Below are 26,979 nucleotides of genomic sequence, written 5' to 3' on the forward strand. Positions count from 1 at the left end.
TGTTAAAACGAGGCATTCATCTACTGGAAGAAGTAAGAATTACAACATATCGTAAGCTTAATCCTATAATATAGTTTAGATTTTAAGGCACATTTTCTACAAGGAAATGTGTCTTTTTTTATGTCTTCACTGTAAATCACTTTGCATTTTGTAATTTATAAATAACTAAATGCAATTTATATGTTGCAAAAAGCAATATAATTTCATATTCTAATAGTAATAAAACAAATGGAGGGAAATTATGTATAAGAAACAAAAAAAGCAAGTAGATGAACGTGTTAAAAATTTACAAAATAAAATATACAAAGAGATGTATGTGCTGATTATGATTGTCTGTTCCATTTCTATTGTAATAAAGTTCTTTAAAATGGGCGTGTCGTTGGACAATGTATTAACAGAGTGGTTGATTATATTTGTGTCATCTGTTTATTATTATGTTAGGACGGCTTATCTAGGTATCTTAACAGATGAAGTAGAGGTTCATGATAGTAACAGTAAAATAAAATTACAGACGAAAAATATCATTTATGGAGTGGCTACTGGTTTGGTACTGGCGATTTTTTTTGGTCTTAATAGTGCCTTTAACTATGCAGATAGCACACAACAAGCATATAAATATTTCTTCATGGTTTTCTTAGTATCGCTAATTATCTATGTACCATTTTTTGCAGGATTTTTAGGCTTATCATATATGGCTGCAAAAAAGAAAAGTGACCAAGTCGTACAAAAAAATCTAGAAGATTAACAGTGGTGATAAGCATGAAAAACATCCGTTTAAAAATGGCTCGAATAGAGCATGATTTGTCACAGGAAGATTTAGCTCAAAAAGTAGGGGTTACCCGCCAAACAATCGGTTTAATTGAAGTTGGGAAATATAATCCGACGTTAAACTTATGTATTGCGATTTGTAAAACGTTAAATAAAACGTTGGATGAATTATTTTGGGAAGAGTAAGACAATAAAAACCGCCATTTAGCCCTTCGCTAAATGGCGGTTTTTCGCTTAACTTTAGAAAATAAATTCAATAGGTTTCAGTTAACACGCCTTCACGCAGTCTATAAACTTGATCGCATAAAGACTCAATATCATTTTTATTATGGGATGTTAATAAAATAGTTGCTCCTCGCTGTTTTTCAGCGTTAATAATGTCATAGACATTTTGTACAGAATCTTCATCCAAACCATTCATGGGTTCATCTAGTAAAATCAATTCAGGTGTTTCCATAATGCTTTGAGCAATGGCTAGTTTTTGTTTCATCCCAAGAGAGTATGCTTTAACAGGGCGTTTATCTTCGGGGTCTAAACCTACTTTTGCTATCGCAGCTTTTATATTCTGGTCAGTAATTTGATTGCGAATCGCTGCTAAAAATTTTAAGTTGGAGAATCCTGAGTAGTGCTCTAAAAAACCAGGTTTTTCAAGGATAACACTTGCACTTTTAGGAAACGAAATATCATGATGTAACACATCTCCGAATAATTTTACTGTTCCAGCACTGGGCTTCACTAAGCCGCAAATTACCCGAAACAACATTGATTTCCCTGAACCGTTGTGCCCCACAAAACCATAAATGTTGCCCCGCTCTAGCTGAAAACTAATATTTTGTAGCACCATGCGTTTTTTGATCACCTTGGAAACGTTTGATACTTCAATCGACATCTAGCAACCCTCCCTAATAATAATCATTTTTTAAGCCGATTCGAACAATAAATAAACACATAAGACAAATAAATAGCCCTTCAATCACTAGAATGACAGCGAACATGTTTGCGTCGAAATTTCCCATTAGCCCATAATAGAACGGAATATAAGGAGCTGATCGTTTAATACCTGCAAAAAATAGGACGATCAGTAAAACCGTCGCTATTTTTGCTGAAAATAATAATTCGATTATTTTCCATAGCAATGCATGACAGTACATATTAATGAGTAGAAAGAATGCCTGTAGAACAATCAAGATATCAAATTGTAGCGTCACGTGAGCTTTTAAAAAAAGGAAAAAGCACATGATATAAGTGATTGCGACATAGCACGCCGTGAATATAAGTAGGATTAGTAGCCGATTAAGCCAAAACCAACCTTTTGTTGGATAGCGTAATAGCATATTGTAGGAAAAAGAAGTGGAGCGAGGCTTCCAAACAATTTGAATTAATAGCACATAACCAAACCATAACAAAGTCCAATACATCCAAGTAAGTTCCTCCACTTTACCTAAAAGCGCAGTATATGCTTGGTACAATGTCAGTCCATCAAAAAGAGATGTCATATGGAGTAGCAATAAAGTAGTACATAATGGATAGACAATACAAATACAACTAATTTTAAGGGCATCTTCTCGCAGTAGTTTCCACTCTAACGAAAATGTTGTCATGAATCATCATCTCGCACGTAAAAGTCTAGTTTATTGACTAAGTAATGAATGGCATTGATTAATAATATCGTAACAGCCACTAATATAAAGAATGAACTAATAGGGGACGTATATTCACTTTTATGAAAGGCAATAAACACAAAGTGCTTTATATATCGATCCAACATGCCAAGAATCATAACTATAATTGCACTAATGAAGTTATTTTTGAAAAGTTGTTGGAACACGATATAAAGCAACCCGAAAATAACCGTAACACAATAAAACATATAGATAAAGTAAAGTAATGAACCGTTTTCTTTAGGCTCAGGCACATATAATAATAAGGCACTGTAATTTGTGAGATACGGTGAAAAAAGCGACTTCGCTAGCGATGTGCTCAACAAACTACTTCCGAAAACAATTGCTGTAAAAAAGGCGGTCACGATAAAAACGAAGCAAACTTTATACGAAGCAAATTGCTGCCGGTGTCGATATCTTCTAAGTAATAGCCAATCATTGTCTTTTGATGAAAAAGGCGCTAATAATAATAAAAAAACAGGAATATAGAAGTGCTCATAACGAGAGGCTACTATAAAGTCTTTCAGTGTATGCCATCTATTAGCCACTGAAGTGATAGGTAATACTTCAAATAGATGTAACATTATCATAAAACATGCCACAATCCAAAAGAGCAATTTTTTTAAGCGAATATCCTGCAGACAATATGTCAAGTATTTATAAAACATCTTCATATTTCCTCATGCCAATAAAGTAGATGACAAATGTAAGTGAAATTTGCATCAGGAATTCGACAACCATAATGGAAATGGTGTTGTCTCCATGTATACCATCTGGGGCTAAAAAGAAAAAGGGAGCCCATTTTGGGTTATTGGTAGCTAAAAACCAAATACTTGTATAAATAATTTGCGGCATAAAAATCATTAAATAATAATTTTTAATAAACATGGAAAGCGCTAGCCCCATACAAACATACGCACTAGCAAACAATCCACCGATAATATAAAATACAGCAGCATATAAATAAGGAGATATACTGAGTAAATCCGAAAAAAGAGGTTGGATATCTCCTTTAAAAACACTTATCGCATTATCAGGTATCGCCAATGTCCCTTCAACAAACCCTATATAAATATTAGTATAGGCTGTATAATCCCAATGATTCGTAAATAGATTAACAAGCACTACACCTAAACATAGTGGCACTACGAACATAAAAAAGGTAGTGAAAAAAGTAGTGGCAAACTTTGCTGTGTAATATTTTCGTTTATCCATCCGCATAAAGATAAAATGTTGATAGCCACTTTTTCTTTCACGATAAATTGAATCTACAAGTGCAATAGAAATCAACAACGGAAATAGTAAATAATACAATTCAGATGCGAAATTATTCGTAAAACCGAGCCATTGCTTATGCGGAGAAATAAAAATAAGCACATCTTTCACAATTTCTTCGTCATAGTATTGGCTATAAATCCGTTCAGTTAATTGATACTCTTCGTTATGTTCTTTCACACCTATTACGACAGCAATCACAACAAGCAGTATTAAGGCACAAATGCTAAGATAAAAGTTTTTATTGTTAAATAGTTTTTTTATATTCGATAAGCATTGATATCCTCCTACTCAAAAACAGGGTTGTCCCTATTCTTGAATAAGACAACCCTTTCTAAAAATCGATAAAAGAATGACAATGAACGTTGTTATATTAATATTTGGCGTGCTCTATTTCATCTTGTGTCTGGATAAAATCTTCCTGAGATTTCTACACTCACCAATTTTCTTTGGTCATTTTCTGCTACTAGTGTTACATCGCCACCAACAGCACTTTGATCTACAATGAAGAAACGTGTATCATTATCAGTTACATCTTTAGCAGTATTAGAAACCTTTTTCCCTTTAGCATCCACAATCCACATAGTTGCTCTGTAATCTTGACCAACTATAGAGTTTTCAACTTTTGAGTTACTATTATTGTCTTTAGTCCCTGTTGCTAAATAGATATTTCTCGATAAACTGGGCAGTTCCTTCGCATAGGTGATAGCACTCGTTCCCGCACTTGCTACACCCGCACTCACCAATAATCCTAAGGCACAAACGGTTGTTGCTAGTCTTTTCTTCATGTAAAATCCAACTCCTTCTTTGTATTTTGATGAGAATAAACCAAAAGCAACAAAACAACGAAGTAACAATAAAGATTCATAGAGAAAGGGGTATTTCATTCTCTAATTATCAATTATTATAAAATTCAAAACTTTTGAACTTCAATATTTTTTGCAAAGAAAAGCCAATTTTTCTAGCATTAAAATTCAAAAAAAATTCGAAAAATAGGTAGGTTTTGGAAGGTTGAAAAGACATAAAAAAGCCCGAAAGTCTAAATTGACTTTCGGGCAATACTCTATTATTTAGTAAAAAGTGCAATAAGCTGGCGAGAACGTTTTCGTCCGAGTACTGCTTCCACTTCACTGAGTACATCTTTTGGAATACCTAAAAAGAGCCAAGAAAAAGAGAATTGCTCTAGATAAGGTCGAAGCTTTTTCACTTCAGAAGTGGTAATGTCAAAACCTTCGGCACGGGCAATCGCTACAACTTCTTTATCACTACTTTGAGATAATTGTTGCAAAAATTGAATACTCACAAAAAATCCCTCCTTTTAAGTTTTGTTTTCTTTACAAATACTAAACTTTCATTTATACTTACAATTTGTAAATCGTAATGATTTTGAATTAGAAAGAAGCGATCATGCATGAAACAAGCATTAATTGACATTGAAAATGTGTCATTTCAATATGACTATACACAAGTATTAAAAAACATCTCATTTCGTGTGGAAGAAGGAGATTTTTTGGCGCTCCTAGGTCCGAATGGCTCTGGGAAATCGACATTACTGAAAATTATTTTAGGTTTATTAAAACCGATGTCTGGTGAAATTACATTATTTGGAGAGCCAAGTGCAACGTTTAAACATCGTGAATGGATTGGCTATGTTTCTCAAAAATCCAATGCCTTCAACTCTGGTTTTCCTGCAACGGTTCAAGAAGTAGTTATTAGTGGATTATCAAAAAAATTAGGGCTCTTTAAGCGTCCTTCGAAGGATGCCAAAAGCAAAGTATACGAGGCATTAAAAGCCGTAGGGATGGACGCCTTTATGAAACGAAATATTGGCGAGTTATCTGGTGGACAACAACAGCGCGTATTTATTGCACGTGCTTTAGTCAGTGAGCCACGATTACTAATTTTAGATGAACCAACAGTCGGCATTGATCACGAGAATGTGCAGTCCTTTTATGATATGCTGGCGAAATTGAATAGGGAACAAGGAATTACGATGATTCTTGTTACACATGATGTTGATACGGTATCAAACCGCATTAGCCATGTTGCTTGCCTTAATCAAACAATTCATTTCCACGGCTACAAAAACGAATTTGATTCGATTTCTCAGGATGCGCTAGACGCTTGGTATGGCCATTCGGTGAGAAAGATTCACTAAAAGGAGAAGGCACAATGATTGAAGCAATTTTTCACTATGAGTTTTTACAAAATGCCTTTTTCTCTGGCTTATTAATTGGCATCATCGCACCACTATTAGGTGTATTTATCGTAGTTCGTAGGCTATCACTGATTGCTGATGCATTATCCCATGTTACACTTGCGGGGATTGCTGGTAGCTTATATGTAAGTCAGTCTGTTGCTGCATTAGCAATGCTCAACCCAATTTACTTAGGCATACTTGCTTCTGTGAGTGGCTCGATATTAATTGAGCGCTTACGCCGTTTATATAAGCATTATGAAGAACTTGCCATTCCGATAATTATGTCTGGTGGAATTGGCATTAGCGCAATTTTTATTTCACTTGCCAGTGGCTTTAGCACCGATTTAATGAGCTATTTATTTGGTTCTGTTTCGGCTGTGTCGAGGCAGGATTTATGGGTCGTTATTGGGATTGCGATTGTAGTTATTGTGTTTTTATATTTCTTCTTTAAAGAATTATTTGTGCTATCGTTTGATGAGGAATATGCCAAAGCAAGTGGTTTGCCAGCTCGCTGGGTTCACCTGTTGTTTATGATTGTGACAGCACTAGTAATTGCTGCTAGTATGCGCATCGTAGGTATTTTACTTGTTTCATCTTTAATGACTTTGCCAGTGGCTGCCGCCATGCGTCTGGCTAAAGGTTTTAAACAAACGATACTCTATGCAATTGTATTTGGCGAGGTAGCAGTGTTCATAGGATTAGTAAGTGCATTTTACTTAGATTTAGCGCCAGGTGGTACGATTGTCGTTACGTCTATTCTTATTTTATTGCTAGTTATTATCGTGAAGAAAATAATGTTAAAGGTATCTGTAAAACAAGGGGAGGAAGCACTGTGAATATTTCAAGAGCGTGGGAAATTTTAAAAGAAAACGGCTATAAAAAAACAGATAAACGTGAGTTAATTTTAAATATGTTTGCGGAAACGGATAAATATTTAACCGCTCGAGATTTATTAGATGTGCTGAAAAAAGATTTTCCAGGTATGAGCTTCGATACAATTTATCGTAATCTTTCAACGTTTGTAAAGCTTGGCATTTTAGAAGAGACTGAGTTGTCTGGTGAACGAAATTTTCGTATGCATTGTGAATCTGAACATCATCACCATCATTTCATTTGTATGGATTGTGGCAATGTAAAAGAGCTGAATGTTTGCCCGATGGAAATGTTAGGTGAGAAGCTTCCAGATTATGAAATTGAAAATCATAAATTTGAAATTTACGGAAAATGCCCAGAATGTAAACATGAAACCCTGTCAAATTAGTTTTGACAGGGTTTTTACTTATATCAAAGGAGTATGTTTAGAAGGAAAGGGTATACTCCATTCTCAGTGAAAGAAGGCTACTATGCTCTTACTACACGAATAGCATCTATTTTTTTGCAATCGATAATAAGTGGTGATGTTGAACCAGCTTCTAGGAAATAAGCACAGCAATTTCTACAATTGAAGCTCACAAAAGTTAAACCAAGGAAACTAAGACCGCCTGCTAAGAAAACATCAACTACAGCTCCAACTTCTAATTTTCTTAATTGCTCACAGATGCAGCTTCTGCAGTTGTTCACTGCTTTGTGGCATTTCTCTTCTTTACATTCATGTTCTTTTTTGTGGCTACATTTGCAAGGTTTATGACATTTACAAGGAGCCCAGTTCATATGAGTAACATAACGTCTATCTTCCATTCATATTACCTCCTTTCTCCATCACTTAATGTAAAGCTATTGCCTTACACTAATAATCTATGTTTTGTTGAAGAATGGAGGGTGGTAATATGTCCGATAAACAAAGAAAAAACTATTTTTTTCTTTTAATAAATGTTGTTAAAGTTTATTTTATATGGCAAAGGTGTGATTGTACCGATATGGTTGTCATAGAGATAGAAGTCTATCGGTGGGGAATAGGAAAGAATGTTATGTTTAAAGAGCAGAATATGCATTTTAAAAAAAGAAACGACGAATGTTGTTATTTTTACAAGCATTCGTCGTTGTTTCATTATTGGTGTTTTTGTTGGAATGCTACCATGAAATCGCGAAGTGCTTCGCAAGTTTCTAATGGCACAGCATTATATGTTGATGCACGGCAACCACCTACTGAGCGGTGACCATTTAAACCGATAAATCCAGCTGCTTTTGCTTCAGCTAGGAATTGTTTTTCAAGTTCTTCATCAGCGACGCGGAACGTGATGTTCATTAATGAACGGCTTTCTGGCGTTGCGTGACCTTTATAAAAGCCATTGCTGTTATCGATCGCATCGTAAATTACTTGTGCTTTAGCTTCATTAAGTTTAGCAACAGCTTCGACGCCACCTTTAGCTTCCACCCATTTCAATACTTCACCTAACATGTAGATACCGAATGTTGGTGGTGTATTATATAATGAGTTACCATCCGCATGTGTTGTATATTTAAGCATTGTTGGAATTTCTTTATTTGCTTTTTCTAGTAAATCCTTGCGAATAATAACGACTGTTACACCAGAAGGACCAAGGTTTTTTTGCGCACCTGCATAAATGATACCAAATTTACTTACGTCTACAGGTTTAGATAGGATGTCACTTGACATATCTGCTACTAAAGGAACATGACCTGTTTCAGGGAATTCTTTCCATTGAGTACCATAAATTGTATTGTTAGAAGTAATGTGCACGTATGCATCGTCTTCATTAAATTGAATATCTGATAATGCTGGGATATTACGATATTTATTTTCCTTTGTGCTTGCTGCTTCAACAGGTGTACCGAATAATTTAGCTTCTTTGAATGCTTTTTCTGACCATGAACCAGATAATACATAGCTTGCTTTTTTATCGGCTTGGAGGAAGTTCATCGGTACCATTGTGAATTGAAGGCTTGCCCCACCTTGTAAGAATAGTACTTCATAGTTTTCTGGAATAGCATAAAGTTTTTTTAATAGAGCAATTGCTTCGTTATGTACTTCGTCGAAAATTGCACTACGGTGACTCATTTCCATAATAGACATACCTGAATTACGGAAGTTTACTAATTGTTGTTGAGCGTTTTCTAATACTTCTAGGGGTAGTGCAGAAGGACCTGCGTTAAAATTGTATGCTCGTTGTGTCAAAATGGTACACTCCTTGTTTTGTTTAATAAAAGCACCTTTATTGGATTATAACTTAATTTTCAAGAGAAAAAACAAAATTCTCAATTTTTTATTTATGTACGATGAAAACGAGCATTTTAGTGTCAGGCACGCACACAATTGGCACACAATTTGTTTTATGTATCGCATATTGATGAAAAACTACATAGATAAAAAATTTTCGGTATACTGAAAGGTAAGAAATAGTGAAAGGGGTGTATGTATGTTTACAATAGAACAAGCAAGTCTGATTGTTGTGGATGTCCAAGGCAAATTGGCAACGATTGTAGAGGATAGTGAAACAGTCATTCAAAATGTAGCAAAACTAGTACAAGCGATGGACGCTTTGGATGTACCTGTGTTATGGCTTGAACAAAATCCAAGTCGTTTAGGTGGAACTGCCTTAGAAATAGCGCAGCATCTTCAGGGGGCCCCGATTGCCAAAATGGCTTTTAGTGCTTGTCAGGAGCAAGCCTTTATCGATGCAGTTAAAGCAAGTGGTCGTACCCAATTTATCGTGACAGGTATTGAAGCGCATATTTGCGTTTATCAAACAGCAAGACAACTGAAAGAACAAGGCTTTGAGGTGGAAGTAGTTGTGGATGCGGTGTCCTCTCGTACAAAAGCCAATAAGGAAATAGGGCTAGATAAAATGAAGGCACTAGGTATATTGCCAACGAGCACAGAAATGATTTTATATGAGCTTTTACAAGGTGCGAATCATCCACATTTTAAAACAGTGTTACAACTCGTTAAATAACGATTTACTTGCCAGCAACCTTTAAAAGTAAATGCATAGCAGACAAAGGCGATAGCAAAAAAAGTGGCTGGGACATAAGAGAAAAAGTGTTAAATTGAACCTAATCAATCTAACACTTTTTTGCTATGCCGTTGTTGTCCGCTACGACGGTGCTTTCCGCTCAGCACAGTAAGCCGCAATCCTCGCTACGCGCGGTCTGCCCGCGGCTAACATTATGTGCTGTTCTGAGCTGGAGTCACTGCCTTCGCTACCAACAACTAGTGAACACTTCTAATTTTTTTAATTGCAAAAGCAAGAATAGCTAAGGTCTCCATATAGCAAAAATTTACGAACAGCTTTCCTCTGTTCCTTAATATTTTTTAGTTTTGTCCCAGCCACCTTTTCTCTTTTGTGTCAGCACTTTTTATGCAGGCATTTCCGTTGGAGTTGGTTTTGCATAACCATTTTTGTATGTTTCATCAATTGTTTGGCGGATTTCTTTTAGAGTCATGCCATCTTTATGCATTTTTGCGGATTGTAGTGCGATTTCCAAACAAACAGCGCAACGTGTGCCATGATCATCCCATACAATTGTTCCGTCTTGCTTTTTTTCTTGAATAAAGCAGTTTAAATTACTTTTATGTCCAACAGATTCTCCACAGCCACAGTAGCATGGCATCCATTCTAAAATTTCGGTTGATTGTCCAGCTATTTGGTAGACTAAGCGAATATTTTCAGATTGGCTATCTAAAAATGTTGGCAGGACATCAGCACTTGCTGTCTCTTCCTGAATATCTCCTGTTACATGAGCATGTCCATCATGTGAAGCTTCATTTTGAGTATCTTTTGGCTGTTCTTCCGTCGCTTGTTTGTCAGTTCCGCAAGCACTTAACACGAGCAATAACAACGTAAAAATGGATATTAATTTTTTCAAAAAAACGCCTCCTACATGTTTACAATATTTTCATTATAACATTGGTCACGTCAATATTTATAGCTAGCGTAGTCACAAATCAGTGAAAAATATCTAATCCGCGTGTTTTGTTCATTAAAAGTTCCATTTTTTCGCCTAGCAATTTTTTTAAGAACAAGCCAAACAACAGAAAAACTAACCAGAAGCTTAGTAAGAATGTAAGATCTATCCATATTTTGGACCAAATGATGCCACCAACTGCTTCACGCATCATGCCGATTGCATAAGTAAACGGTAAAAATGGATTAATTACTTGGAAAAACGTTGGTAACAATTCAACGGGGTAAGTACCGCCAGAACCAGCAATTTGTAAAACCAACATCACAATGGCTAGTGCTTTACCTACATTTCCAAATACAGATACTAGCGTGTAGACCACTGTAATAAAAACAAAGCTAATGATTAAACCAAAAAGAATAAAGGAAAGAGGCGCACGAATGGAGATGTCTAACAGTAAAATATCACCAATTGTAATAATCAATGTTTGGATAATGGAGATAGTTGCAAAAGTCATTAATCGCCCAAAATATATTTCACGAATGCTATATTGTGGGTTGTCGTGAATATTCACTGCAAGAAGAGAAATCAGCAACAAACAACCGACCCAAATAGATAAAACGGTATAAAATGGTGTCATGGCTGTTCCGTAATTTGCAATTGGAAATATTCTATGTTCTGCTAGTTTGACTGGTTCTTCAAAAAAATCTCGCTCTGCTTCGACATCATTTTTTAATAATTGAACGATTTCAGAGATATCGGTTTCGTTTTCTAATGTCCGTAGCTTATTAGCAAGGTCGATAATCTTTTTACTTAGTGTAGGGAAGTCAGATTGAATGGTAGCTATAGCCTTATTGGCCGTTACTAACGTATTTTTGGCATTGCTTAATCGTTGTTTTGCCTGTGGAATGGAGCTTTGCACTTTCGTTAGCATAGTTGATGCATTTGTTAATGTATCCTTTGCAGCATTCAAGGTTGTATGAATTTGTGGTTCCAGTTTATCTGAATAGTAACTAAGAAACTGATTTAAATGATTTGCAGCATCTTGAGCCGTTTGTTGGACTGCGGCAATATCTTTTTTTATTGTTTGCTCGTCGATATTATTGAATTGTTGTACTTTATTTGAGACATCCGTTACTACAGCATTTAGTTGACGTAATGTAGAGAGCACACTAATCATAGAGTCGCTAGCAATCGGATTTGCTTGTAACTTTCCTTGTATGGACTCCAATTGCTGAATAATACCTTTATTATCTAATAGAGCGATAACATCATTCGATCGCTCCTGTTGAAGCGATGAAATCACCGTTTGGAGAGAGTTTTCCAGTTGTTTACGAGAGGAGGCATCTGCCTGTGTTAACTTCTGTAAAGCTTCCAACGTTTGGATACTATTATTTACTTTATCTTGTGAAGATGTTAACTGCTTTTGCAGTTCGTCTTTAGATTTTGCTAAGGTAGCTGTATCTGTCTGGATAGTTTGCAATTGCTCTAAAAGCTGTGAGAATCGTTGAGCGATTGTTTGTACGCTTTCTAAATCTGCTTTTACAATGGGGGAAAGCTGAGTGAACAGCGTATCTGCCTCGTTTATCAGCTGTAAACCATTGTGGATAGTTGTTAGACCGCTAGTTGTCATTTTTTCTATCTCGGGTATTTCACTGATAGTGGTGTCCAATAATTTTTCAGCATCTTTTCCACCTTTTGCAGTTTGAGCTAAAAATGATTCAATATCAGGAAGATGTTGTTCAATTGTGAAAATATAATGTTCAAATTTTTTGAAGTCTGGAATCTCGTGTTCGATTTCAATGCCAATGGTATTAAACATAGAAAAAAGTGTGCCATTGACTGTTGAGATAAATTCACTCGAAACTTGTTGGGTAATAACACCGGCGCCTTTACCTGTAATTTTGGGAGCAATAGGATTAATTTTTTCATTTACATAATAATCAATATGCGCTTTTGTAGGTTGATCGGTCAAAATGGATGTAAGCTTTTCTGAAAAATCGTTAGGAACGATAAGTACTGCAAAATAATCACCAATGTTTAATGAATCGAGCGCTTCTTTCCTTGGGAGAAAGTACCATGAAAAGCTATTGTTTGCTTGTAAATTGCTCATTAATTCCTTTCCAATGTTTAAATTTTCACCTTTAATTGTAGTGCCATCATCTTCATTGACAACAGCAATTTTCATATTTGCCGTGTGCGCGTATGGATCCATCGAAGCATAGATATTCAACCATGCATACAAAGAAGGTAAAAAAATGAGCCCACCAACAATGACAGCAACTACCCAGTTTGATACTATATTTAAGATATCACTTTTATAAATTCGAAAAACATGTTGGAAAGTAGGTTTCATAGTAAATTTCACTCCAAATTCATTTTGCGCATTATAGTAAGTAGGTTTCCATAAATACATTAAATTATGTTTGAATTGTGCGAAAACTTACTATGAAAGACGAATTAGTTTACTAGCTTCTAAAAACACTTTATAATCAATTCCAAATACACTAAAAGTAGGACATTTTTTATGTGAAATCGGAGGAGTTTAATTGAAAAAGCTACTAATTATTGGTTCGGTTATTGTTGTATTATTTGCAGCGATTATTGTACTTACAAATGTATCAAACAAAAACAAACTGGCGAGTGCGAATAATCCATACGGAGACAAAAATCTAAAACAAGAAACAATTGACCAATTAGATGATGAAAATTACCAAAATATTATGTTGCCTGATGAGCTAGAAAAGAAGATTAAAGCTGGGGAAGATGTCAATGCGTATTTCTTTAGTCCAGTTTGTGTACACTGTCAAGCATTCACACCCGTATTAATGCCGGTTGCAGATGATTTAGGCGTAAATATTGCACAATTAAACGTATATGAATATGGAGATTTATGGGATAAGTATAATCTCGAAGCAACGCCAACTTTTATTCGTTTTGAAGATGGCAAAGAAACTGCACGTTTTGTAGGGGCATTAGCTGAAGAAGATTTACGAGCTTTCTTAGATAAAGAAGTATTAAAAAAATAACGCACAGAAGAGACTGAACCAATGGGACAGTCTCTTTTTTATTCAAATAGATAGCAAACGAAATGGAGAGTGCTTTATAGAGTGAAGTATGTATAATATATACTATATAGAATGAGGTGTATGAAAACTGGAGGAAGAATGGATGACAATGGAAGAATACTTTTATAATGGAGAGCTGATGAAATGTTATAAGGCTGCTATGCAAATTGCAGATGGGCCTGATAAGGAGTTAGCTACTAAATATATTACTTTGTTGGATGAGTACGATGTTGCTACATTGCCGAAGCCAACACTTTTCTTGGAAACTCAGCATAGTGAACGAGCGAATGAAAGTTATCCTGAATCAGATGATGTTTTAGCAATACGTGCTATAAAAGATGAAGCGGCATTTGCGAAGCGAGTAAAAGCGCTAGAGGACATGGCTAAATCAGGTTCAGCTAATGAAAAGGCACAATCATTTTTTACACAGGGCGAGCTGTTTTTATTTGCCCATCATTACAATGAAAGTGTCCATTGCTTCAAGCAGGCAGTAAAAGCAAATCCTAATAAGGCTTTGTATTGGGGCATAACAGGTCAAACGATGCATCGTTTTGGTTGGATGCCATTTGATGCACTTGCTTATTTAGAGCAAGCCATTGACTTAGATCCGACAAATGCTCGCTGGAAGTGGAATAAAGCCCTTGTGTTAATTCAGCTTGCAAAAGATTTACAGATGGCACCGTTTATAGCGAATGCAGCGATTACATTAGAGGAAGCCATTGCTTCTTGTGGTGAGCATCAGCGATCTCTAAAAGATGCAATCCAAAATACCATTGATAATATGGATAGTTATGTATTTTCATAAAATGAACATGCTAAGACTGAAGATAAACTCGTTAATTACGAGGATATTTTCAGTCTTCTTCCTTTTTTCAACAGTTGAAACATTTTATCCATTTTTCTTTGATTGAATTTTAGGTATATCATGGTAATCTATTAGTAGAATCATCTCAAAATTATTTATACATAATGAATTATTATAAAGTAGCGGTTATCAGCCAAGTGAAAGTAGGGATCATCGTGTGGGAATTAAATAAACATTTTTCTTTATTTAGGAAAGGGATACTATTCATATTATTCTCTAGCGTATTATTGATGATCATTGGTTATTGGAGTGATGAATTTTACGGGATTTTTGGAAAGAGTAATTATGTTTCGATTCATTTGCTAATAGAAATTTTGATCATTGTTGTGACGATGACGATTGCCATCCAATCATGGTTAACAACACCTTATATTCTATCTAATAGAACTCTATACATAGGTGCATTATTTTTAACGTATAGCTTAATTGAAATTGCACATGCACTTTCTTATAAGGGGATGCCGCATTTTATTATGGAGAGCACCCCCTATGCTGCAACATGGTTTTATATTATTGGAAGGTTAGTGTTATCATGTGGTATCTTGCTCATATTTTTTATTAAGGAAAAAGCCATTCTTAATAAAACGTATCGATGGTTCATTTATAGTACGCCATTTGTTATTACTGTTGGATTATTCATACTTATATATGTACCGACTACCCCTATTCTGCCACCGCTTGTTATTGAAGGAGTCGGTCCAACACCGTTAAAAATTTCGTTGCAGTATGTCGCAATGGCATGCCATTTTCTCATCATGTACTTATTACTAAAAAAATTTAAGGTAGCTCCCAATATTATATTCTTGTTGTTAGGTAGTGCAAGTTATTTAATCATTAGTGATTTACTTTTTACTACATATCGTGACGTTTACGATATTAAAAATTTTATTGGACATATTTTTCAATTGTGTTCTTTTTATTTTCTTTTTAAAGCCATTTACTTTTCATCAATTGAAAAACCGTTTCAGGATTTAATAGAAATGCAGAAACATTTAGAGAAATCTAGAGAGAAGATGCATTATATGGCTTATCATAACGAGGTGACAAGCCTACCAAATGAACGGTTTTTAATGGAGACATTACATAAGAACTTATATAAATCGAATGTTAAGAAGGCTATTTTAGCTATTGAGATTGAACGCATTTCAGCTATTAAAGCGTCACTAGGTAGTTCATATGCAGATAAATTAATTAGTCAAGTTGCACAGCGGCTAAAGGATATTATACCGGAGCAGTATTTACTAAGTATGCTTCGAGAAGATTATTTTATCGTATTTATTGATGATGCAAATCATACACAACGAATCATGGAGCTTTGTAAACAGTTGCAAATGGCCATGGCGAAATCCTTCCAAATACAACATATTTCTTTAAATGGGCATTTGAATATTGGCATATCTTTATTCCCGACGGATGCCTACAAAGAAGAAGAGCTTGTCAGGTATGCTGTGTATGCGATGCAGGAGGCGAGAAAAGTACCTTCACGCATCGTATTTTATGAAACTTCCATGTCTAGCGATATTACAGAGAAAATTATTTTAGAAAATGATTTACGTCATGCTTTGGATAATCATGAGTTGTTTGTGGAATATCAACCGCAAATAGATTTGCAGTCAGGGCAAATTTTATCGGTTGAAGCACTAGTCCGTTGGCAGCACCCAAGTAAGGGCATGATTTCTCCAGGTTTGTTTATTCCGATTGCCGAAGAGTCAGGTATCATCATTCCGATTGGACAATGGGTATTAGAAACGGCGTGTAGGCAAGTGAAGCAGTGGGAACAAGCCGGCTTACCACCTATCAAAGTAGCGGTAAATCTTTCTTTAGGCCAATTATTTCAGCAAGATTTAGTGGAGATGATTCAATCTGTACTTGAAGATACTGATTTAGACCCAAAATACTTACAATTAGAAATAACGGAAAGTATGACCATTAATATCGATCATATCACGATGATTTTACATCAATTAAAAACGCTCGGTGTGACAATTGCTGTTGATGATTTTGGTACTGGTTACTCATCGTTATCCTATTTAAAAGATTTTCCAATCGATTGCTTGAAAATTGATCGCTCTTTTGTCCAAAAAATTCAAAGCGACCCTACTGATAAAGCATTAGTTGATATGATATTATCGATGGCTAAACATTTACGTTTGAAAGTAGTGGCAGAAGGAATTGAGGAAGTAGCACAGCTCAATTATTTAATGGCAGGGCATTGTGAAACAGTACAAGGATTTTTATTTAGTAAGCCATTGCATCCGACATACTTACAAGATAACTATCAGGCACTTCAAGATAATGCACAAACTATTTTAGAAGCGTTACACGCTCAATGCTGAAACTTTAAAACACCCTTGTTTCGAAAGGAAACAAGGATGTTTTTGTATGAATCATTTATTTTTGGATAGTATTAAAATGAAAACGATTTCATCTATTTAAAATATTCTAAAAATATTAACAATTTAAAAAGTTTTGTATAGGATTGCACTTGACGACGTTGACTTTAGTTGGATGAAGTAATATAATTTTCAAAATATAACAAGATTAATTATTTAGAATAGTATTACAATAATAATTTTTTTGTTGAGAATAATGGAAAAACTAAATGACATGTAGATAGAAGATAGGAGTTTAGACAATGGATATTATGCAAAAGGCAAAAGAGATGCACAAAGAAGCACAAGGGAAAATGGAGATTGTAGCAAAGGTACCTGTGCAGGATACATATGATTTAAGTTTAGCTTATTCACCTGGCGTTGCGCAGCCTTGTATTGAAATCGAAAACAATCCGCAAGCAGTGTATGATTATACAATTAAAGGAAATCTAGTTGGCATTGTGACAGATGGGACAGCCGTTCTAGGGTTAGGTGACATCGGCCCAGAAGCGGCATTACCGGTGATGGAGGGAAAGGCGATTTTGCTAAAACGTTTTGCCAATGTGGATGCATTTCCTATTTGTCTCGCAACAAAAGATGTGGATGAAATCGTACGCACTGTTAAGGCGATTGCTCCAACATTTGGTGGTATTAATTTAGAGGATATTTCTGCTCCGCGATGTTTTGAAATCGAAGATCGCCTTCGACAGGAGTGTAATATACCCGTATTCCATGATGACCAGCATGGTACGGCGATTGTTGTTGGGGCTGGCTTAATGAATGCGATTAAAATTGTCAACAAGGAACCAAAAGATATGAAGGTAGTGATAAACGGTGCCGGGGCGGCTGGCATTGCAATATTGCGCTTATTACTTCAAATGGGTTATAGAAATGTTGTGATGTGTGATACAAAGGGGATTATTTATGACGGGCGTAAGGAAGGGATGAATAGCATCAAAGACCAGATTGCAAAAATTTCAAACCCATTCAAATTAGTTGGGACATTAGAAGACGCGATTGCTGGTAGTGATGTTTTTGTCGGTGTATCTGTTGCCAATTTATTAACGAAAGAGCATATCGAATCAATGAATGAAAATCCTATAGTATTTGCGCTAGCTAATCCTAATCCAGAAATCACGTATGATAATGCTCGTGCATGGGGTGTACGTGTTATGGGTACTGGCCGTTCAGATTATCCGAATCAAGTAAATAATATGCTTGCTTTCCCTGGTATTTTTAGGGGGGCATTAGATGTCCGCGCTACAGATATAAATGAGGCGATGAAACTGGCAGCGGTAGAAGCCATTGCTTCGTTAGTATCAGCAGAAGACTTATCAGAAGAATTTATTATTCCAAAGTCGATGGATGAGCGTGTAGCGAGCGTTGTCGCGAAAGCTGTTGGCAGTGCTGCAATTGACTCCGGCGTATCGGTGTTATTCCAGCAACCACATCAACATGTCTAAACGTTGTCCGTTTCTTTCTATTTAACAATCATGGTATGATAGAGGTGTAATGATTTGTTGAGATAAGGACGGGTTTCGATCATGGCACAGGAAGTAGCAAATAAATTTATTGAAAATGTATGTTACCATTTAGTACGTAATATGGATATTGAAAAGGTTGAGCAACACTTTAATCAGACGATTGATATGCAACGTCAATCGGCTAGTTCGAAAACAGATTTTTGGGATAGGCTGATGGTGAATATGTTGTATTTTACTGACAATGAGCAAGTTTGGGAAAATCAGCTTATCAATATGCTAGAACAGAAACAATGGGTAAAACCAGCAGTACTTGAAGAAGAATTGCTTATGCATCAAATGCGAATTCGTCAGCAAGTAGCTGAACGAATGGAGATGGCAAAAGAATTGTTCCATCAACAGTATGACGCTGAAGGTCTTACAGAGGAAGCGATTATTTATGACTATGCCTATAGCGCTGCTGGACATTCGATGCGAATGGATTTACTTTCGGTTCTTGTATCAACGCCTGCACAATCCAACGTGCTATTTGACGCTGATCCGCAAGAAACACTTCGCATCATTAACGGATATATAGCCTATCATACAGACGGGCTTATTTCGAAAACAAATTTAACATAAAATTTGTAGGCATCGAATTAGAGCGTTTTCTCTAATTCGATGCCTTTGTAGTGTCAGGCACACAAACAATTTTCAAACAATTAGGGGAAGATTCCAAAATCAACATCTGTGCAGTATAATTGGGCAATATGTTAAAATAGTTTTGATTTTACTTGAAAGGAATTAATAGCAATGAATACACCATTCACTTTTAAACATACACAACCAGCAAATATGGACCCTACTAAAAAATATCCAGCGATTTTTTTATTGCATGGAATGGGTAGCAATGAAGATGATTTACCGCAATTGGTACAAGATTTTCAAGACCAGTGTCATATCATTAGTTTGAGAGGTCCTATTGCACAAAAGCCGGGTTTTGCCTTTTTCACGATACAGGAAGTGGGAAAGCCAGACCGTGCTATTTTTGATAAAGTGTTAATTGCACTGCAACGATTTATTTTAGAAGCGATTGAAGAGTTTCAAATTGATCCGCATAAAGTATTTGTCCTTGGCTTTAGCCAAGGGGCTGTTCTTGCACAGTCACTAGCTTTTGTTATGGGCAATTTAATTACAGGCATTGTAGCATTAAGCGGATATACGCCAAAATTTGTTACGGAGGAATATGCGATTCGCACGGTCAATCATTTACATGCTTTTATTTCTCATGGTGATTATGATTATGTGATTCCTTCACAATGGGGTATGGAAAGCAAAGAACTGTTTGAGCAATTTGGCGCCACAGTTACTTTCAAGCAATATCCAGATGGACATGGTGTTACACCAGAAAATTGGCGAGATTTAGGCATGTTTTTAGCACAACAACTACAAGAACAAGATCATATGCAGTAACCCTAAGTAATAGATAAAAGGCATCGGGAATTCAATTTCTCGATGCCTTTTGTTCGTAAAAATTTTATTTAGATAGACTGCGGTCTTTATCTGTTACAGCTGCAACAGCATCATGGATTGTCGTTTCGAAATGATTGCTTTGAAGGGAAGATACGCCTTGAATGGTTGTTCCACCTGGAGAGCAGACTTGATCGACCAGCGCCCATGGATGCTCTTTTGATTGTAAAATCATTTTCGCACTGCCGAGTACTGCATTTGCAGCAATGTCGAGTGCCATGTTTTTCGGCATACCTTCACGCACAGCAGCGCGAGCTAAGGCATCGATATACATATAGGTGAATGCTGGTGAAGCCCCACCAATTGTTGTAAAGATGGAGAATAAGTGTTCAGGTACTTCAATTATCGTGCCGATTGTTTCAAATAACATGGTGATAAGACGAAGTTGTGTCTCTGTTACTTGCTCATTTGCTGTATAGCAACTTGTTGATGCGCCAATTAGGGCATTGATATTTGGCATTACGCGAATAATAGGCGTGGACTCTGAAAGATAACCATGGAAGTAATTGAGGTTTTTTCCCGCAGCAATGGATACAATCATATGCTTTTCTTGGAGATGTTTTTTGACCTCAGGTAAAACATCAGGTAGCATTTGAGGTTTCACACCTAAAATAATGACATCACATTTTGCCATGAGTTCCTCGATGGAAGTTGTTGCTTGTATACCATAAGAGGTTGCGAGTTTTGTTGTTTTTGATTTTGTACGATTATAGCCATATATATAAGAGGAATCAAAATCTCCGCTATTGCACATTCCTTTAATAATGGCTGTGGTCATATTACCTAGACCAATAAATCCGTATTTCACGTGTTAGACACTCCTTCGTTTAGATAGAACATACCCATTAGTATAGTGCAGATTGTTTTTCTTGAATAGCATTATGCAGGAAAGAAGGCAATTAGGTTCAAATTCATGCAAGTCGGTGGTATCATAGAAGGAGTTGTGAATTGACATTATACCTTCTATTGATAAAATCATGTACTTTATGTGAACTTTGAGACATAGCTATCCTAAAAGGGGTAAAATAATAATTTGATATGTTTAATGCAAAAAATGTCTCATTCTATCGAAGGACGTAAGTAGAAATTATAAGAGAAAAGGAATTAAGAGGAATGGAACAAAATCTAAAAACGGACCAAAATCCACAAACTGTAGAAAAAACAATAGAGAAACATTCGCGCTCTAATGTTTTAGCTCAAACAGTTAAAACAGGTATCATAAAATCCAATTTAATTCCTATGTGGGCTGGCTTGTCGCTAGGGATGTATAAAAATAAAATGACATTATTGGACAATATACCAGAAATCATTTTCGCAACAATTGGTTCGGCACTTGTTATAGGTGCGGCAGGAGCTTTTAATAATGTGTATGACCGTGATATAGATGCCATTATGCCGCGTACGAAAAATCGTCCGACTGTAACAGGGGAGATGTCAGCAAAATCCACGATGAGTTTAGCGATTATTATGCTTGTTGTTGGAGTAGCTGTACTAGCATTAGCCTCACCACTAGCTGCATTATTTGGATTTTTAGGTGTATTTTTATATGTTGTGCCGTATACAATGTGGACAAAGCGTCGCACTATTTATAATACCGAAATTGGTAGTATATCAGGCGCAGTACCACCTTTAATTGGTTGGGCAGCTGTATCAACTGATATTACACATCCTGCTTTAATGGGGCTCTTTTGTGTGATGGTAATCTGGCAAATGCCACATTTTTATGCGATTGCGATTCGTAAACATGCGGATTATGAAGCAGCTAACGTTCCGATGCTTCCTGTAATAAAAGGGATGCGCCGCACATATTACCAAACAAATTTTTATTTAATACTGTTAATATTATCAAGCTTTTTATTTGGTTCATTAAGTATTGGTATTATGCTTGTCGCACTTATATTAAGTGTGGCATGGCTTGTAATGAGTATTTACGGTTATCATAGTAACACGGATCAAGTGAAGTGGGCGACGAAAATGTTTGTTTTCTCGCTTTTCCATATGACAATTCTCTTCTCAACAGTTATTATTTATTCCCTAGCTGGGGTCATTTTTAAATTATATTAAATAGCACATTTAGATGAATCATAATTGAAAAGCCAACAAGTTATTCGGGACTGACCCCGATATATAAGACAGTAATCAAAAAAGCATCACTCAACCAGTTGTCGGTATTGAACCGGCGACTGGTTGTTTAGTTTCGTTTGAATTCGGTTATTGTTATAATAGTTTATATAGTCTTTGACAGTTTGTTCTACGATGGCCGTCGTAGTACTGTTCAAATTGTCTAAGTAGAATGTTTCAGACTTTAACACAGAATGAAACGATTCGATTGGGGCATTATCAGCGGGCGTACCTTTACGGGACATGCTCATGGTAATGCCTTTTGCTTTTACGGCCTGTTGATAATCATACGATGTGTATACCGCCCCTTGGTCACTGTGCAACGTACACCCTTCGGGCAAATGGTGAAGTTGAGCTAATGTATCCAGCACAAAATCAGTATCTTGACAGTCTCCAATCGAATAGGCAATAATTTCACCATTATATAAATCTTGAATACTTGAAAGATACAACTGTTTTTGACCAAATGGCAAGTAAGTAATATCAGTTACGAGCTTCTGTAACGGTGCTGTGGCTTCAAAATCGCGATTTAATAAATTTGCTGCGATTGCATATGGTTGTCCTGTTCGTTTCCGTTTTTTCACTTTCACGCGACATTGCCAACCATATTTTTGCATGATACGTTGAACAACTTTATGATTGACGCACATTTCTTGACGTAAGAGTGCTGTAATTTTTCTGTAGCCATAGCGAAATTTATTTGCACGACAGAGTTCACCGATACGTCTCTCTATTGCTTGACGAGACCTTGCATCGGTAGATGCCTGTTTCCAACGATAGTAGGTAGATCGTGCAATCCCAAAGTGTTTACAAATGTCCTTTACAGACATCATGCTTCTTAGTGACGCAACTAACTGTACAGCTACTTCTCCAACCACTTCCTCTCCAACTCTGCGTACTTTTTTAGCACCTCAATTTGTTGCTTTAAATAACGGTTTTCCAATGCTAATTTCGTTTGTTCATTGTTCGGTTCAGGACCTTTATTAAAGATATATTGTTTGCCTACAGGTTGTTTCAAACGATTGACTTCACCATTTCTATACCAACGCACCCATGTTTCGACCTGTGTTTTATGGCGTATATTTAATTCCAATAGAATCTGTTTGACAGGTACCCCCGCTAATCGCATCTCAATCGCTTTCATTTTTAATTCATATGGATAACTCACTCTTGTTCCCATAGAAAAAACACCTCCAAATTGAAATTTAAGTATCTATACCCGAATTTCAATCGAAGATGCTTTTTTTATTTGTCTTTACCTATTGGGGTCAGTTCCTTCTAAGCTTGTTGGCTTTTCTTTTGCAACAGATGTAATTTGTCGATTTGGCCATTCGAGTGCATGAAGCTGCCCTCCAAAAACAGCACCTCCATCAATACCAATAATATTATTATCGCCGAAATAAACACTGTAGTTAGTTGGGTCTTGATGCAATTTATAGGTTGGTGTATGCCCGAAAATTATAGTTTTCTCACCACTGTAGCCTGTATGAAACTCTTCTCGAATCCATAAAAGTTGTAAAGGATCTGTGTCCGCTAAGGCTTTACCAGGTACAACGCCACCATGAACAAAAATGGCATCCTCCAACTCTATATACGTTTCAAACGTCTCGATAAGCTGTAAATGTTCTTCAAGCTTTGGCAATGTTTGAATAAAGCTAGGTAATGTGTTTTGGGCAATGGCATCTTCAAAATCTTCAGGCTGATAGCCGTAGCTTGCAAGTGTTGCATCTCCGCCACAAAGTGAAATCCAATGATGCCATGCTTTTGGAATACCAGAACGACAAGCTTTGAGCATAATAGCCTCGTGATTTCCTAATAGTACACGTGCACCCGTTGCTTGTAGTTCCTCAATTATATTTAAAACGCCACAAGATGCAGGACCCCGATCAATATAATCCCCTAATAAAAGTAACTTATCTTGTGTGGCGTCGAACTTCAATTTTAATAATAATTTTTCCAGAAGTTCTAATTCACCGTGTATATCACTAATTGCTAGTATACGTGTCATAAAAAAGCATCCTTTCCAGTATAACAGGCGTTACTAATTATTATATAGAAGAATCTTACAAAATTCGACTTTTCTCGTTTGTTGATGATTTCTTCGGTATGGAAGAAATATTTTAAAGAGAAGTGTTGTACGACATAGTAATTGTTAGCGTTTGTCGTGTGATTCTATCTTATGTCACAATGTTTAAGAGCTATTATTCGTTTGTCCATAGATTTCGAATAGTGGGGGAAGGATGTACTAGTGGAAGATGCGATGTAATTCAGAAGATTAGGTGATTTGAATATAAACCTTTTTTCCAAGGCTTATATTCAAATCGGTTAATATTATTCTTTGAGTTTGTGCCATTCTTGCATGGCAATTGTTTCGTCAAAGGTTGACAGTAGACGATAGTTGTCTGTATCTAAAATGCGATAATGTTGACTAATGACGTTTTGTTGTAAACGATAGCCTTGCCATTCATTTAGGTTTTTCCACCATATGTATCCGCCCATCGTTTTTTCCTTTGGCGGTAATGTGCCGTTATTGGCGATTAAGTCAACGACCTCAAGTGGATCACCACCTAGCTCATGCTGTAATATGGAACTTTCACGGCATAAAGCACATACTGCAACTGTAGTTGTCCATCCTGTTTTAATGCGACCTTTTTCAATTTGCACGAGTGTTTTTTTGGAAAGCCCAAGAAGATCGCTCATTTGGTCTTGCGTTAATGCTTTTTCTGTTCGAATTAATTTTAGTTTTTCTGAAACGAGTAAAATGAGTTGTTCACGATTCATTCAAACACCCTTTCTTTCAGGTTGTTACGCTCCATTATACATGAAAAAAGTAAAGGAAGGTGTGCAAGTGATGATTTTGAAATTAGAGGTAAAGGGGAGCTTGGGCTAAGCTAAAGAAATAGACTGCTCAAAGAAAAAAGCTTAGTCATTGAGCAGTCTGTTATTTGTAGAACAGGCCATTACTTAATATTCATATTTTTTTGTGTCCGAAATAACACGGAAATGGATTCCTTTAATTTGGGCACTTACTTTATGTCGAAGTGTATCAAGATAGACTAGCTCGTCTCCATCGTTTACACACTCAGCAATTTCCTGTAAAAGTTTAGTGAATGCCTCTTTGAATAATGAGCGCATATTATCAAAGTCAAGACTTCTAAAGCTACCGTCGATATCGAACGCCTCTACAGAATTTAACTGCTTGGAAGCTCCAGCAAAGCGGTCATCGTATACTGTGTAGTTTTCATCTGTTACAACGATAATATATAATACTTCTCCTGTAATTGTTTTTAACTCAATATTTGTTTTGTGTTTTTTTACATCCGTAATAATATGGATACCGTCTGAATGATAAAGTTTAAAAAGTTTCATAACAATGCCCCCTGATAATAAAATCATATACAGATTTATTATATCGAAATATGGCTAATAATGGAATGAGACAAAAGTATTTAGATAACTTTGTATAGCCCTAAAGTTGTGAAAGTTATATCAACTGAGCCTTTCGTTTACTTTTATTAGCCTTCTGTAGGAACGGGTGCAGCTTTATGAAGAGGACGCACTTCGATAAAGTGAAGCTGATGACCCTGTTGTTCATAAATGCTAAATACATATTGCGCTAGCTCGATGTTTTTAATCGCTTTGAGCCCGTTGTTGACTGTTAAGAACCAACCACCAAGTGTTTCTACTTCTTCATTGTCAAGGGATACTTGCAATAAATTTTCTACATCTTCTACAAGCATTTTTGCATTCAAAATATAATGATTGTCACCAATCTTCCGAATTTCTGCAACTTCATCATCGTCAAATTCATCACGAATCTCGCCAACGATTTCTTCTAAAATGTCTTCTACCGTCACAAGCCCAGAGGTACCACCATATTCATCCATTAAAATCGCCATATGAATGCGATCTTTCTGCATGCGAACTAGTAATTGTTGTATAGGTGTTGTTTCAATTACTCGAATAACAGGGTTAATAAAGTTTTCGAGAACTAAAGAATCATCAGTTATTTGTTCCAATAAGCCATGTGTAAACAACTCTTTTGCATTAATAAAGCCTAAAATATTATCACGGTCACCATCATACACAGGGTAGCGAGTATATTTCTCGGATGCGATAAAGTGAATAATATTAGTGAAGGTTTCATTAATTTCAATACCCGCAATCTCTGTTCGGGGGATCATAATTTCGCGAGCAATCCGTTCGTCAAATTCGAAAACATTATTCACGAACTTTAACTCGGTTTTATTGATTTCACCATTTTTAAAACTTTCAGATAACAGGGAACGCAATTCTTCCTCTGTATGTGAAATCTCGTGTTCATTAGCCGGTTTCATACCGAAGAAACTTAGAAGCATACGCGCCGATCCGTTTAAAAACCAAATGAATGGATACATCAATTTATAGAAAGCGATAATCGGTTTAGCAAAAAGCAATGAGATTGTTTCCGTCTTTTGAATAGCTGCCGTTTTTGGCGCTAATTCGCCGACAACGACATGTAGAAAAGTAGCGATAGCGAAAGCCGAACCGATTGTGAAAATAGGGATAAATTTATCCGAAATGCCGATTGTTTCAAAGAGTGGATGTAACATAAATTCAAAGGTTTTTTCACCAACCATCCCGATACCAAGTGCTGTTATTGTTATACCAAGCTGACAGGCAGATAAGTATTCATCTAAATGGTTGACAACATGCTTCGCAGGTATTGCCTTTTTATTGCCCTCTGCAATTAACTGATCAAGTCTAGAGGAACGCATTTTAACAATCGCAAATTCCGTTGCTACGAAAAAGGCGGTTAAAGCTAATAAAATAGTGAAAATCGATAAATTTAATATGGTCTCCAAATAGTCGTTCTG

At 36.2% G+C, this 26,979-nt stretch carries 29 protein-coding genes; 13 read left to right on the forward strand and 16 right to left on the reverse strand.

The annotated features are described in order from the left end of the window. Positions 1 to 241: 241 nt before the first annotated feature. A complete protein-coding gene (locus LS41612_RS08325; protein WP_024362981.1) occupies positions 242 to 745 on the forward strand; it encodes a DUF6773 family protein in 504 nt (167 codons plus the stop codon). Between the two features lie 14 nt (positions 746 to 759). Continuing rightward, positions 760 to 954, forward strand: coding sequence for a helix-turn-helix transcriptional regulator (locus LS41612_RS08330; protein WP_024362980.1), 195 nt, complete (start codon positions 760 to 762; stop codon positions 952 to 954). 67 nt (positions 955 to 1,021) lie between these two features. Here the strand turns inward: LS41612_RS08330 and LS41612_RS08335 are convergent, their stop codons facing one another. From LS41612_RS08335 to LS41612_RS08360, 6 genes are all read right to left on the reverse strand, one after another. Beyond that, positions 1,022 to 1,657, reverse strand: a complete 636-nt coding sequence (locus tag LS41612_RS08335) for an ABC transporter ATP-binding protein (protein WP_024362979.1) — start codon at positions 1,655 to 1,657, stop codon at positions 1,022 to 1,024. 13 nt (positions 1,658 to 1,670) lie between these two features. Further along, entirely contained in the window at positions 1,671 to 2,369 is a 699-nt protein-coding gene (locus tag LS41612_RS08340; protein WP_024362978.1) for a hypothetical protein, read from the reverse strand. Then, positions 2,366 to 3,019 carry a hypothetical protein gene (locus tag LS41612_RS08345; RefSeq protein WP_137034876.1) on the reverse strand — a complete coding sequence of 218 codons (654 nt, stop codon included), beginning with the start codon at positions 3,017 to 3,019 and terminating at the stop codon, positions 2,366 to 2,368. The genes LS41612_RS08340 and LS41612_RS08345 overlap by 4 nt, the downstream gene beginning before the upstream one ends. Before the next feature lie 67 nt (positions 3,020 to 3,086). Continuing rightward, the gene (locus tag LS41612_RS08350) at positions 3,087 to 3,884 is read right to left on the reverse strand and encodes an NADH dehydrogenase FAD-containing subunit (protein WP_233433837.1); all 798 of its coding nucleotides are present in this window, start codon (positions 3,882 to 3,884) and stop codon (positions 3,087 to 3,089) included. Positions 3,885 to 4,099: 215 nt separating this feature from the next. Then, on the reverse strand, positions 4,100 to 4,492 hold the full coding sequence (locus tag LS41612_RS08355) for a hypothetical protein (RefSeq protein WP_024362975.1): 393 nt from the start codon (positions 4,490 to 4,492) through the stop codon (positions 4,100 to 4,102). A 278-nt stretch (positions 4,493 to 4,770) separates the two neighbouring features. After that, the gene (locus LS41612_RS08360) at positions 4,771 to 5,007 is read right to left on the reverse strand and encodes a Nif11 family protein (RefSeq protein ID WP_024362974.1); all 237 of its coding nucleotides are present in this window, start codon (positions 5,005 to 5,007) and stop codon (positions 4,771 to 4,773) included. A 108-nt stretch (positions 5,008 to 5,115) separates the two neighbouring features. Here LS41612_RS08360 and LS41612_RS08365 point away from each other — a divergent pair, with 108 nt between their 5' ends. Genes LS41612_RS08365 through LS41612_RS08375 form a run of 3 tightly spaced genes read left to right on the forward strand, consistent with a single transcriptional unit; the run spans position 5,116 to position 7,165 of the window. Beyond that, positions 5,116 to 5,862, forward strand: a complete 747-nt coding sequence (locus LS41612_RS08365) for a metal ABC transporter ATP-binding protein (RefSeq protein WP_024362973.1) — start codon at positions 5,116 to 5,118, stop codon at positions 5,860 to 5,862. Between the two features lie 14 nt (positions 5,863 to 5,876). Then, a complete protein-coding gene (locus LS41612_RS08370) occupies positions 5,877 to 6,740 on the forward strand; it encodes a metal ABC transporter permease (RefSeq protein ID WP_024362972.1) in 864 nt (287 codons plus the stop codon). Next, the gene (locus LS41612_RS08375) at positions 6,737 to 7,165 is read left to right on the forward strand and encodes a Fur family transcriptional regulator (protein WP_024362971.1); all 429 of its coding nucleotides are present in this window, start codon (positions 6,737 to 6,739) and stop codon (positions 7,163 to 7,165) included. The genes LS41612_RS08370 and LS41612_RS08375 overlap by 4 nt, the downstream gene beginning before the upstream one ends. A gap of 80 nt (positions 7,166 to 7,245) precedes the next feature. On the opposite strand, the gene LS41612_RS08380 is transcribed toward LS41612_RS08375, so the two are convergent. Both LS41612_RS08380 and serC read right to left on the reverse strand, forming a co-directional pair. After that, positions 7,246 to 7,581, reverse strand: a complete 336-nt coding sequence (locus tag LS41612_RS08380; protein WP_024362970.1) for a hypothetical protein — start codon at positions 7,579 to 7,581, stop codon at positions 7,246 to 7,248. A gap of 310 nt (positions 7,582 to 7,891) precedes the next feature. Beyond that, positions 7,892 to 8,980: a 3-phosphoserine/phosphohydroxythreonine transaminase gene (gene serC, locus LS41612_RS08385; protein ID WP_024362969.1), complete on the reverse strand. Its 1,089-nt coding sequence runs from the start codon at positions 8,978 to 8,980 to the stop codon at positions 7,892 to 7,894. 241 nt (positions 8,981 to 9,221) lie between these two features. Here serC and LS41612_RS08390 point away from each other — a divergent pair, with 241 nt between their 5' ends. Then, positions 9,222 to 9,758: a hydrolase gene (locus tag LS41612_RS08390; RefSeq protein ID WP_024362968.1), complete on the forward strand. Its 537-nt coding sequence runs from the start codon at positions 9,222 to 9,224 to the stop codon at positions 9,756 to 9,758. A 403-nt stretch (positions 9,759 to 10,161) separates the two neighbouring features. Here the strand turns inward: LS41612_RS08390 and LS41612_RS08395 are convergent, their stop codons facing one another. After that, entirely contained in the window at positions 10,162 to 10,671 is a 510-nt protein-coding gene (locus tag LS41612_RS08395) for a PCYCGC motif-containing (lipo)protein (RefSeq protein ID WP_024362967.1), read from the reverse strand. A gap of 79 nt (positions 10,672 to 10,750) precedes the next feature. Next, on the reverse strand, positions 10,751 to 13,063 hold the full coding sequence (locus LS41612_RS08400; protein WP_024362966.1) for a YhgE/Pip domain-containing protein: 2,313 nt from the start codon (positions 13,061 to 13,063) through the stop codon (positions 10,751 to 10,753). A 193-nt stretch (positions 13,064 to 13,256) separates the two neighbouring features. Between LS41612_RS08400 and LS41612_RS08405 the strand changes: the two genes are divergently transcribed. The 6 genes from LS41612_RS08405 to LS41612_RS08430 all read left to right on the forward strand — a co-directional run bounded on the left by LS41612_RS08405 (position 13,257) and on the right by LS41612_RS08430 (position 19,945). Beyond that, complete coding sequence (locus LS41612_RS08405; protein ID WP_024362965.1) at positions 13,257 to 13,736, forward strand: thioredoxin family protein; 480 nt, start codon at positions 13,257 to 13,259, stop codon at positions 13,734 to 13,736. Between the two features lie 142 nt (positions 13,737 to 13,878). Beyond that, on the forward strand, positions 13,879 to 14,580 hold the full coding sequence (locus LS41612_RS08410) for a tetratricopeptide repeat protein (RefSeq protein ID WP_024362964.1): 702 nt from the start codon (positions 13,879 to 13,881) through the stop codon (positions 14,578 to 14,580). A 215-nt stretch (positions 14,581 to 14,795) separates the two neighbouring features. Beyond that, a complete protein-coding gene (locus tag LS41612_RS08415; protein ID WP_051147744.1) occupies positions 14,796 to 16,976 on the forward strand; it encodes a bifunctional diguanylate cyclase/phosphodiesterase in 2,181 nt (726 codons plus the stop codon). Between the two features lie 299 nt (positions 16,977 to 17,275). After that, positions 17,276 to 18,475, forward strand: a complete 1,200-nt coding sequence (locus LS41612_RS08420) for an NAD(P)-dependent malic enzyme (protein ID WP_024362962.1) — start codon at positions 17,276 to 17,278, stop codon at positions 18,473 to 18,475. An 81-nt stretch (positions 18,476 to 18,556) separates the two neighbouring features. Beyond that, complete coding sequence (locus LS41612_RS08425) at positions 18,557 to 19,114, forward strand: hypothetical protein (protein ID WP_024362961.1); 558 nt, start codon at positions 18,557 to 18,559, stop codon at positions 19,112 to 19,114. A gap of 171 nt (positions 19,115 to 19,285) precedes the next feature. Next, positions 19,286 to 19,945, forward strand: coding sequence for an alpha/beta hydrolase (locus LS41612_RS08430; RefSeq protein WP_024362960.1), 660 nt, complete (start codon positions 19,286 to 19,288; stop codon positions 19,943 to 19,945). A 64-nt stretch (positions 19,946 to 20,009) separates the two neighbouring features. Here the strand turns inward: LS41612_RS08430 and proC are convergent, their stop codons facing one another. Next, complete coding sequence (gene proC, locus LS41612_RS08435) at positions 20,010 to 20,810, reverse strand: pyrroline-5-carboxylate reductase (RefSeq protein WP_024362959.1); 801 nt, start codon at positions 20,808 to 20,810, stop codon at positions 20,010 to 20,012. A gap of 305 nt (positions 20,811 to 21,115) precedes the next feature. Here proC and cyoE point away from each other — a divergent pair, with 305 nt between their 5' ends. Next, entirely contained in the window at positions 21,116 to 22,066 is a 951-nt protein-coding gene (gene cyoE, locus LS41612_RS08440; protein ID WP_024362958.1) for a heme o synthase, read from the forward strand. A gap of 86 nt (positions 22,067 to 22,152) precedes the next feature. Here cyoE and LS41612_RS08445 read toward each other — a convergent pair. The 5 genes from LS41612_RS08445 to LS41612_RS08465 form a co-directional block, all read right to left on the reverse strand. Beyond that, positions 22,153 to 23,303 (reverse strand): IS3 family transposase gene (locus tag LS41612_RS08445; protein ID WP_105928899.1). Its coding sequence is split into 2 segments (ribosomal slippage): positions 22,153 to 23,030 and positions 23,030 to 23,303, totalling 1,152 coding nucleotides; the frame shifts between segments, so codons are not numbered across the junction. 75 nt (positions 23,304 to 23,378) lie between these two features. Further along, positions 23,379 to 24,131: a metallophosphoesterase gene (locus LS41612_RS08450; RefSeq protein ID WP_105928900.1), complete on the reverse strand. Its 753-nt coding sequence runs from the start codon at positions 24,129 to 24,131 to the stop codon at positions 23,379 to 23,381. Between the two features lie 323 nt (positions 24,132 to 24,454). Then, positions 24,455 to 24,904, reverse strand: a complete 450-nt coding sequence (locus tag LS41612_RS08455) for a helix-turn-helix transcriptional regulator (protein WP_024361301.1) — start codon at positions 24,902 to 24,904, stop codon at positions 24,455 to 24,457. Positions 24,905 to 25,087: 183 nt separating this feature from the next. Further along, a complete protein-coding gene (locus LS41612_RS08460) occupies positions 25,088 to 25,492 on the reverse strand; it encodes a hypothetical protein (protein ID WP_024361300.1) in 405 nt (134 codons plus the stop codon). A 146-nt stretch (positions 25,493 to 25,638) separates the two neighbouring features. Further along, positions 25,639 to 26,967 (reverse strand): hemolysin family protein, encoded by a 1,329-nt coding sequence (locus LS41612_RS08465; RefSeq protein ID WP_024361299.1) that lies wholly within the window; start codon positions 26,965 to 26,967, stop codon positions 25,639 to 25,641. Positions 26,968 to 26,979 lie beyond the last annotated feature (12 nt).

Origin of the sequence: Lysinibacillus sphaericus (genome assembly GCF_002982115.1) — a bacterium.
Lineage (GTDB): Bacteria > Bacillota > Bacilli > Bacillales_A > Planococcaceae > Lysinibacillus > Lysinibacillus sphaericus.

Coding starts and splice junctions, on each gene's coding strand:
- LS41612_RS08345 (WP_137034876.1), bottom strand. CDS start 3,019: ATGATAATGTTACATCTATTTGAAGTATTACCTATCACTTCAGTGGCT.
- LS41612_RS08430 (WP_024362960.1), top strand. CDS start 19,286: ATGAATACACCATTCACTTTTAAACATACACAACCAGCAAATATGGAC.
- LS41612_RS08340 (WP_024362978.1), bottom strand. CDS start 2,369: ATGACAACATTTTCGTTAGAGTGGAAACTACTGCGAGAAGATGCCCTT.
- LS41612_RS08400 (WP_024362966.1), bottom strand. CDS start 13,063: ATGAAACCTACTTTCCAACATGTTTTTCGAATTTATAAAAGTGATATC.
- LS41612_RS08330 (WP_024362980.1), top strand. CDS start 760: ATGAAAAACATCCGTTTAAAAATGGCTCGAATAGAGCATGATTTGTCA.
- LS41612_RS08450 (WP_105928900.1), bottom strand. CDS start 24,131: ATGACACGTATACTAGCAATTAGTGATATACACGGTGAATTAGAACTT.
- LS41612_RS08460 (WP_024361300.1), bottom strand. CDS start 25,492: ATGAAACTTTTTAAACTTTATCATTCAGACGGTATCCATATTATTACG.
- LS41612_RS08355 (WP_024362975.1), bottom strand. CDS start 4,492: ATGAAGAAAAGACTAGCAACAACCGTTTGTGCCTTAGGATTATTGGTG.
- LS41612_RS08335 (WP_024362979.1), bottom strand. CDS start 1,657: ATGTCGATTGAAGTATCAAACGTTTCCAAGGTGATCAAAAAACGCATG.
- LS41612_RS08425 (WP_024362961.1), top strand. CDS start 18,557: ATGGCACAGGAAGTAGCAAATAAATTTATTGAAAATGTATGTTACCAT.
- LS41612_RS08370 (WP_024362972.1), top strand. CDS start 5,877: ATGATTGAAGCAATTTTTCACTATGAGTTTTTACAAAATGCCTTTTTC.
- LS41612_RS08420 (WP_024362962.1), top strand. CDS start 17,276: ATGGATATTATGCAAAAGGCAAAAGAGATGCACAAAGAAGCACAAGGG.
- LS41612_RS08365 (WP_024362973.1), top strand. CDS start 5,116: ATGAAACAAGCATTAATTGACATTGAAAATGTGTCATTTCAATATGAC.
- LS41612_RS08325 (WP_024362981.1), top strand. CDS start 242: ATGTATAAGAAACAAAAAAAGCAAGTAGATGAACGTGTTAAAAATTTA.
- LS41612_RS08410 (WP_024362964.1), top strand. CDS start 13,879: ATGACAATGGAAGAATACTTTTATAATGGAGAGCTGATGAAATGTTAT.
- LS41612_RS08390 (WP_024362968.1), top strand. CDS start 9,222: ATGTTTACAATAGAACAAGCAAGTCTGATTGTTGTGGATGTCCAAGGC.
- LS41612_RS08455 (WP_024361301.1), bottom strand. CDS start 24,904: ATGAATCGTGAACAACTCATTTTACTCGTTTCAGAAAAACTAAAATTA.
- cyoE (WP_024362958.1), top strand. CDS start 21,116: ATGGAACAAAATCTAAAAACGGACCAAAATCCACAAACTGTAGAAAAA.
- LS41612_RS08380 (WP_024362970.1), bottom strand. CDS start 7,581: ATGGAAGATAGACGTTATGTTACTCATATGAACTGGGCTCCTTGTAAA.